Below are 2,807 nucleotides of genomic sequence, written 5' to 3'. Positions count from 1 at the left end.
GATCAAAAATGCAGCAAAATCAGGTGTATAATCAAGATTGCAGTAAGTATAGGTGTCATCATCTATGGAAACTGTGTGTTAAGTCTGACAGTTATCAAATTCTATAATTTTATCTTCAACGATACGTTGCTTAAATTCTGAAACACCGTTTGCTGCTTGTGACACACAGTAACAGATGGTCAAGAAAAATGGTAACTTATTCTCTTTTATCGTTGCAAGAAGTTGTGTAATATTTATGTTCACGGTCACTCCAACATAAGGTTGAGCGAGACTTTTAAAATATTCAAAATGTGAAAGCCGATTATAGGAAGCCATGTCAAGATATTTAAAATTCATTGTTTCTCCTCAAAAATCACTATTACAAGCGAGTACTTCCTTAGAGTGTATCATAGATTTCTATAATTTTGAAGGGCTTATCCAGCTGTCAGCTAAATTAAAAGTATTTTTTTATTTTGTGTGGAAGTGACTTGTTCGCGCTTTCTTTTCTTGGGGCTTTGTATTAAAATAGAAACAAGGAGTAAAAAAGTATGAAAAAATTAATAATATTATCTGGTGTTGCACTTATGTCATTGACATTGGTTGCTTGTTCGTCCGAAAAAGCTTCAAAAACAAAGTCTTCAGAAGAAAAAACAGAGGTGACAAGTCAGACATCAACGACCGAAAGTTCAGTGTCTACTGAAAGTACAAAAAGTATAGAAAGTGAAACAAGTAGCCCAGAAGAAGTGCTACCAAGTTCAGAGCCAGAAACCTCTACTGAAGTTACTCCGGACTCAAGTACAGAGGTACAAGAAGTTGATTTGGATGAAGCGGCAATTTTAAACAATGATTTCACAACACTGTCCGGCACATGGGGTGCTGGAAATGGCAATATTTTAATAATTAACCCAGACCATAGTGCAACTCTTAATGGAGAGGCACAGACAATTACTGTGGATACTGTAAGTTCAGGGTAAAAAGTACTCAATATTCGAATGGCAACTGGTGTAGCACATGCTGGGGCAGCAATCGAAACATTAAAGGTTGGAGAAAAAAATCCATATGGTGATCAATCAGATACATCTAAGCCACGTCTGCTTTTAGTGCAAAGTGGGTCAAACAGTCCTGCTGAAGAATATTTCTACAGAAAATAAATTTGTAAGCTTATAAATTATAGCTAACTAGAGTCCGAACGATAATTTTGATATAATAGGGGGGAGATCAAAATAAAGTTTAGAATTTATATAGGTTATAGATGAAGAATACGGTAAAAATACTGCAAGGGATTTCAAGAATTCTCTTACTCGTTGTTGGCTTAGCATTAATCTCAGGCTCTCTCTTTTTTACTGGGGTTCATATGGCTAATAAAAACGTCACAAAAACTGAAACACAAGGTGTGATTGTCCGCGGGGATGAAGCATTAAAAGAGGTGAACTACACATTTGAAGGTGTCAGTCACCAAGTCCGTCCCTTGGATACTTACTTTAGAAACTTGGGCACTGTTGATACAAAAATCAAAATTTACGTGGATAATGAACATCCAGAACGTATCTTTTTGACTTATCGTGGCGATGGCTTGATGCGTACAGCGGGAATCTTAGCAGGTTGGGGCTTATTATTGTTGGTCATTCTCTTGGGGGAAAGACAGCTGATGAGTCGTATGAAAAAGCTTGAGCAACTTGCCGAAGAAGAAGAAAAAGAAGCACAATCTTGATTGTGTTTCTTTTTTATATCAACTCTTGTGCAAAAAAACACAAGCGCATTTCTTAAGAAAAATATAAAGCTATGCTACCATAGAAATATGACTATCTTACACAATAAAATTTCAAATAAAGAATTAAAAGAACGTTTAGAGGCTGAAACAGAGCCTCGTACAACTATTTCTTTTTATAAATATTTTAATATTGCTGACCCACAAGAATTTCGTGATAATCTTTACATGAAATTTGAGGATTTAAAAGTTTTTGGTCGTGTTTATATTGCGAAAGAAGGAATAAATGCACAAATCAGTGTGCCTACTCCTAATTTAGAAAAGTTCAAAACGACTCTTTACCAAACAGCGCCAGAACTGGATGGACTTCGTCTGAACTATGCGATTAAAGATGATGGAAAATCTTTCTGGGTCTTACGCATGAAAGTCCGCAACAAAATTGTTGCAGATGGTATTGATGATCCAACGTTTGATCCTTCAGATGTTGGGCAGTACTTAAAAGCTGAAGAAGTGAACGAAATGCTCGGTAAAGAAGACACAATCTTTGTTGATATGCGTAACCACTATGAGTACGAAGTGGGACATTTCAAGGATGCCTTAGAGGTGCCATCTGCAACTTTCCGTGAGCAGTTACCAATGGCTGCAGATATGCTTAAAGACGATAAAGATAAAAATATTGTCATGTACTGTACAGGCGGAATTCGTTGTGAAAAAGCCAGTGCCTTTATGAAGCATGAAGGTTTTGAAAATGTTTACCATGTGGAAGGCGGAATTATTGAATACGCGCGTAAAGCTAAAGAACAAGACTTACCGATTGAATTTATCGGTAAAAACTTCGTATTTGATGAACGTATGGGAGAACGTATAACAGACGATGTTCTCTCAACATGTCCACAATGTGGTGAAGCTTGTGATATGCATACAAACTGTAAAAATAAAGCTTGTCATCGTTTATTTATCCAGTGTAAAAATTGTGCAGAGCGCTTTGAAGGTTGTTGTTCACAAAGCTGTGTGGAGGAACTCAGTTTATCTGATGAAGAAATCAATGCTTTAATCGCAGAGCGTGCAGCGGATCCAACATTCTTCACAAAAGGAAGAAGCTAAAAATAAAAAAAGCAAT

General features: G+C 36.5%; 5 protein-coding genes. 4 read left to right on the top strand and 1 reads right to left on the bottom strand.

All coding sequences use genetic code 11. The features are described 5' to 3' along the window. Positions 1-78: 78 nt before the first annotated feature. Positions 79-336, bottom strand: a complete 258-nt coding sequence (locus LACDD01_RS03525) for a CatA-like O-acetyltransferase (protein ID WP_231863366.1) — start codon at positions 334-336, stop codon at positions 79-81. A 191-nt stretch (positions 337-527) separates the two neighbouring features. On the opposite strand from LACDD01_RS03525, the gene LACDD01_RS03520 reads away from it, so the two are divergent. The 4 genes from LACDD01_RS03520 (at position 528) to LACDD01_RS03510 (ending at position 2,791) form a co-directional block, all read left to right on the top strand. Beyond that, entirely contained in the window at positions 528-953 is a 426-nt protein-coding gene (locus tag LACDD01_RS03520) for a DUF6287 domain-containing protein (protein WP_231863365.1), read from the top strand. 18 nt (positions 954-971) lie between these two features. Beyond that, complete coding sequence (locus LACDD01_RS12270) at positions 972-1,130, top strand: hypothetical protein (protein WP_231863364.1); 159 nt, start codon at positions 972-974, stop codon at positions 1,128-1,130. 101 nt (positions 1,131-1,231) lie between these two features. Then, complete coding sequence (locus tag LACDD01_RS03515; RefSeq protein ID WP_061413224.1) at positions 1,232-1,690, top strand: hypothetical protein; 459 nt, start codon at positions 1,232-1,234, stop codon at positions 1,688-1,690. An 87-nt stretch (positions 1,691-1,777) separates the two neighbouring features. After that, complete coding sequence (locus LACDD01_RS03510) at positions 1,778-2,791, top strand: oxygen-dependent tRNA uridine(34) hydroxylase TrhO (protein ID WP_061413223.1); 1,014 nt, start codon at positions 1,778-1,780, stop codon at positions 2,789-2,791. Positions 2,792-2,807: the final 16 nt, after the last annotated feature.

This window comes from Lactococcus sp. DD01, from assembly GCF_001578715.1.
Classification (GTDB): Bacteria; Bacillota; Bacilli; order Lactobacillales; family Streptococcaceae; genus Lactococcus; species Lactococcus petauri.
This window is presented reverse-complemented; position numbering and strand designations above follow the sequence as displayed.

Excerpts from the sequence above, each read along its gene's own strand:
- LACDD01_RS03510 (WP_061413223.1), top strand. The coding sequence starts at position 1,778 with ATGACTATCTTACACAATAAAATTTCAAATAAAGAATTAAAAGAACGT.
- LACDD01_RS03525 (WP_231863366.1), bottom strand. The coding sequence starts at position 336 with ATGAATTTTAAATATCTTGACATGGCTTCCTATAATCGGCTTTCACAT.
- LACDD01_RS03515 (WP_061413224.1), top strand. The coding sequence starts at position 1,232 with ATGAAGAATACGGTAAAAATACTGCAAGGGATTTCAAGAATTCTCTTA.
- LACDD01_RS03520 (WP_231863365.1), top strand. The coding sequence starts at position 528 with ATGAAAAAATTAATAATATTATCTGGTGTTGCACTTATGTCATTGACA.
- LACDD01_RS12270 (WP_231863364.1), top strand. The coding sequence starts at position 972 with ATGGCAACTGGTGTAGCACATGCTGGGGCAGCAATCGAAACATTAAAG.